Source organism: Dolichospermum planctonicum (assembly GCF_005402965.1).
Taxonomy (GTDB): Bacteria; Cyanobacteriota; Cyanobacteriia; order Cyanobacteriales; family Nostocaceae; genus Dolichospermum; species Dolichospermum planctonicum.
In genome coordinates this window covers 1-5,640 of record NZ_BJCF01000091.1, presented here as the reverse complement: position 1 = coordinate 5,640, position 5,640 = coordinate 1, and the positions used below count along the sequence as shown (strand labels likewise).

Genomic DNA, 5,640 nt, shown 5'->3' with positions numbered 1-5,640 from the left:
CTATCGCTATGCTACACACAAAGTCTTTACCTCAAGTACAGATATTATATTGCGGGGTGCGGGGTTATCTTCTTCATCCTCTTCTTCATACTCCCCACTCTCTAACTCTGTACTCCGCACTCCTTAATATAGTTCTTCCTTATCAAGATGATAATAACATTTTTAAAATCCTTTGTCAACACCTGAAAAGCAAATTTTTCGCGGTTTTTTTTGCGTTAATTGTTGCTTTGTGGGGTAATGTCAGAATCAGGATATCCAGGATGAAAGGATGTACAGGATGAAGATGGGGATTTTCTGATGATGTCAATGATTTAAAATGGTGCGTTATGCTATTATATGGCGAACTGCTTGCAGCAGCGCTTCGCTATCGCTATGCTACACACAAAGTCTTTACCTCAAGTACAGATATTATATTGCGGGGTGCGGGGTTATCTTCTTCATCCTCTTCTTCATACTCCCCACTCTCTAACTCTGTACTCCGCACTCCTTAAGATAGTTCTTCCTTATCAAGATAAGGTTAACATATTTCAAATCCTTTGTCAACACCTAAAAAGCAAATTTTTCGCGGTTTTTTTTGCGTTTGTGATAATTGTAGGTTGGGTTAAGCCACAGCGTAACCCAACAAAGTCCTAACAATAAAGTCCCGAAGTTGTTGGGTTTTCTCAACCCAACAAAGTTATTAACTAAATAGGAAATTACCTCCAAACAGGTTGACATTCACACTATCACTAGTAAAACCATTTGTACTAGATAATGTTCCTAATAATTGACCAGTACCAAAACCAGTATTACCACTAATACCATCTCCCACGGCAAATCGTGTATTAATACCAGATGTCACGACATCAATATTAGTGATCCCTGAAAAATCAATTTTATCACCATTGACACCGCGCACAAATTGGTAAATCGTGTCTGTACCATGACCTGCTGTATAGCGGACGGTATCTACAGCGTTATCGTTAGCACCTAAATAAATGAGGTCATTCCCTATACCACCAGTTAAATCATCAGCACCGACACCTCCCAGGAGAATATCATTACCTCTACCACCATTCAAGGTATCATTACCGATACCACCATCAATAGTATTGGCTGCATTATTTCCTGTGAGGCTATTATTCAGACCGTTACCAGTAGCCTTGATAGCAGATGTTCCTAGTAAGGTGAGGTTTTCTAAATTACTTGCCAATGTGTAACTAATGGTAGTGAAAACAGTATCATTTCCTTCATTGGCGTTTTCTTTAACGATATCTCCTGCATTATCCACATAGTAAGAGTCATCACCTGTACCACCGCTGAGGACATCTGCACCTGCACCACCATTGAGGGTATTATCAAGGTCATTACCCGTAATGATATCATTTACTTGAGAACCAGTGACATCTTGGAAATTCACCACAGTAAAAGTGACATCCCCAGCAGGTAAGCCAAAGACCGTGAGACTATTGGTACTTAAATCCGCGTTAATAGAGTTACTTCCAGCATTAATGGCATTAGCAAAATCACTATTACCAATAAACACCTCTGCTTCTACCGTATCTGTTCCCAAAGCGCCTTTATTGACTGTTCCCTGTGCTTGTAAGGTAATCTTGGTTGCGAGTTGACCATAATCAACTATGTCCACTCCGTCTCCACCAATTAAAGCATCATTACCCTGACTAGCAATTAAGATATCATCACCTGCACCACCATTGAGGGTATTATCAAGGTCATTACCCGTAATGATATCATTTACTTGAGAACCAGTGACATCGAGGAAATTCACCACAGTAAAAGTGACATCCCCGGCAGGTAAGCCAAAGACCGTGAGACTATTGGCACTTAAATCCGCGTTAATAGAGTTATCGGTATTACTTGCAGCATCAATGGCATTAGTAAAATCATCATTACCAATAATCACCTCTGCTTCTACCGTATCTGTTCCCAAATCGTCTTTATTGACTGTTCCCTGTCCTTGAAAGGTAATACTGGTTGCGAGTTGACGATAATCAACTGTATCTACACCATCTCCACCAGTTAAAGTATCATTGCCGACACTGGCAATTAAGGTATCATCACCGCCACTACCATTCAGGTTATTACCAGTAATGGTATCATTATTGCCCTTAATGGTATCATTGCCCTGAGAACCAGTGACATTTTGGAAATTCTCTACAGTAAAAGTGACATCTCCCGCAGGTAAGCCAAAGACCGTGAGACTATTGGTACTTAAATCCGCGTTAATAGAGTTACTTCCAGCATTAATGACATTAGCAAAAGCACTATTACCGATAAACACCTCTGCTTTTTCTACCGTATCTGTTCCGAAAGTGCCTTTATCGACTGTTCCCTGTGCTTGCAAGGTAATACTGGTTGCGAGTTGACGATAATCAACTGTATCTACACCATCCCCACCAGTTAAGGTATCATTGCCAGCACTGGCAATTAAGGTATCATCACCGCCACTACCATTCAGGTTATTACCAGTAATGGTATCATTATTGCCCTTAATGGTATCATTGCCCTGAGAACCAGTGACATCTTGGAAATTCTCTACAGTAAAAGTGACATCTCCCGCAGGTAAGCCAAAGACCGTGAGACTATTGGTACTTAAATCCGCGTTAATAGAGTTACTTCCAGCATTAATGACATTATCAAAAACAGAATCAGGATTACCAATAAACTTTTCTGCTTGGACGGTATCTGTTCCCAAAGCACCTTTATTGACTGTTCCCTGTGCTTGCAAGGTAATACTGGTTTCAAGTTGACTATAATCAACTGTATCTACACCATCTCCACCATTTAAGGTATCATTGCCAGCGCTGGCAGTCAGAGTGTTATCAGCACTATTACCAGTGAGGATGTTATTACCGTCATTTCCTGTACCGTCAATGGCTGCTGTTCCCGTCAGGATGAGATTTTCTACACCTGCGGGTAGGGTAGTTGTCACGGAACTTGTGAGGGTATCAGTTATGGTTGTGGTGGCGCTTGTTTTTGTCCCCAGATTGACATTATTGGGAGATGTGAGGGTGAGGGTAAAGGCTTCATCTGCTTCATTAAGGTTATCATCGAGAATGGGGATATTGATGGTTTGAGTGGTGATACCCGGTGCAAAAGTCAGAGTTCCGTTGGTGCTGATGTAGTCTAACCCTGCTGTCGCTGTACCATCAGCAGTAGCATAATTAACGGTAATAGTTTGGTTGCTACTGGTGGAAAGAGTAACAGTGTAAGTGACGTTTTGGGGGTTAGTGTCGCTTTCAAGTATTGTCTGGTCACTGCTAAGGTCAATAATGGGGAACTCATCATTAAGAATAGTTCCTGTCACTGCTGCTGGTGTAGCAATGTTGTTGTAACCTGTTCCTGCAAGTAGGGTTAAAGCTACGGTTTCATCATTTTCAGCAATTGTGTCTGCTGTGGGGTCTATGGTTATTTGTTTCGTAGTTTCACCCGCAGCAAAGTTGATAGTTCCGCCGGTGGCTGTAAGTGAGGTTGCACCCGTTTGAGTGTAGTCATTATTGAATGTGGCTGTACCTGTTACTCCAAAGTTAACAGTTATGGCTGTGTTTGTGACACCAGTCCGGGTAAAGGTGTAAACTAGGTTGGGTGTACCATCTTCTTGGACGCTACTGGATGATACTGCTAAAGCAATGCTAGTATCATCATTGGTAATAGTTCCCGTTACTGCTGTTGGTGTGGCAATGTTGTTATAACCTGTTCCTGTAGCCAGAGTTAAAACTACGGTTTCATCATTTTCAACAATTGTGTCTGCTGTGGGGTCTATGGTTATTTGTTTCGTAGTTTCACCCGTAGCAAAGTTGATAGTTCCGCCGGTGGCTGTAAATGAGGTTGCACCCGTTTGGGTGTAATCATTACTGAATGTGGCTGTACCTGTTACTCCAAAGTTAACGGTTACGGCTGTGTTTGTGACACCAGTCCGGGTAAAGGTGTAAACTAGGTTGGGTGTACCATTTTCTAATACGCTACTGGATGATACTGCTAAAGCAATCATGGTATCATCATTGGTAATAGTTCCAGTGACAGCAGTATTTGTACCAACGGTGTAAACTCCAGTTCCTGCAGCCAGAGTTAAAGCTACAGTTTCATTACTTTCCACGGTGGTATCTGCTGTGGGGTCTATGATTAAAGTGGCTGTACTATTTCCCGCAGCAAAGGTGATGGTTTTACCTGTTCCTGGTGTTGCACCTGTGTAATCAGCACTATCAGCTGTACCGCCAATGGTATAGTTAACGGTTAAAGCATTGGTGGTAACTCCTGTACGGGTGAAGGTGTAAACTAGGTTGGGTGTACCATTTTCTTGGACGCTACTGGGTGATACTGCTAGGGTAATGGTGGGGAAATCATCATTGGTAATAGTTCCAGTGACAGCAGTATTTGTACCAACAGTGTAACCTGTTCCTGTAGCCAGAGTTAAAGCCACAGTTTCATCACTTTCACCAGTGGTATCTACTGTGGGGTCTATGGTTAAAGTGGCTATGGCTGAATTAGCCAGAAACGTAATTGTTCCACCAGTACCTGTAAATGTGGTTGCACCGGTTTGAGTGTAGTCATTATTGAATGTGGCTGTACCTGTTACTCCATAGTTGACAGTTATGGCATTAGTTGTGACACCAGTCCGGGTGAAGGTATAAACTAGGTTGGTTGTACCATCTTCTAATACGCTACTTGGTGATACTGCTAAAGCAATGCTAGTATCATCATTGGTAATAGTTCCTGTTACTGCTGTTGGTGTGGCAATGTTGTTATAACCTGTTCCTGCAAGTAGGGTTAAATCTACAGTTTCATCAATTGTGTCAGTGGTGTCTGCTGTGGGGTCTATGGTTAAGGTTTTCGTAGTTTCACCCGCAGCAAAGGTGATAGTTCCTGTAGTCCCTGTAAATGTTGCTGCACCCGTTTGAATGTAGTCGCTACTGTCTGCTGTACCTGCTACTCCAAAGTTAACAGTTATGGCATTAGTTGTGACACCAGTGCGGGTGAAGGTATAGACTAGGTTTGGTGTACCGTCTTCTAATACGCTACTTGGTGATACTGTTAAAGCAATTCTAGTATCATCATTGGTAATAGTTCCCGTTACTGCTGCGGTTGTACCAACGGTGTAACCTGTTCCTGCCGCCAGAGTTAAAGCTACAGTTTCATTACTTTCAACGGTGGTATCTACCGTGGGGTCTATGGTTAAAGTGGCTGTACTACTTCCCGCAGCAAAGGTGATAGTTCCTGTAGTCCCTGTAAATGTGGCTGCACCGGTTTGAGTGTAGTCATTATTGAATGTGGCTGTACCGCCAATGGTATAGTTAACGGTTACGGCATTGGGGGTAACTACGCTACGGGTAAAGGTGTAAACTAGGTTGGTTGCACCATCTTCAAGAACGCTACCGGGACTGACTGCTAGGGTAATGATAGTATCATCATTAGTAATAGTTCCGGTGACAGCACTAGCTGTACCAACGGTGTAACCTGTTCCTGTCGCTAAAGTTAAAGCTACAGTTTCATTACTTTCAACGGTGGTATCTAATGTGGGGTCTATGGTTAAAGTGGCTGTACTACTTCCCGCAGCAAAGGTGATAGTTCCTGTAGTCCCTGTAAATGTGGCTGCACCGGTTTGAGTGTAGTCATTATTGAATGTGGCTGTACCGCCAATGG

The 5,640-nt window shown here is 42.6% G+C and carries 1 protein-coding gene; it reads right to left on the bottom strand.

All coding sequences use genetic code 11. The annotated features are described in order from the left end of the window. Nucleotides 1–679: 679 nt before the first annotated feature. The coding region (locus FFO06_RS20440) for a beta strand repeat-containing protein (protein WP_137909674.1) at nucleotides 680–5,640 on the bottom strand (4,961 nt) is incomplete at its 5' end.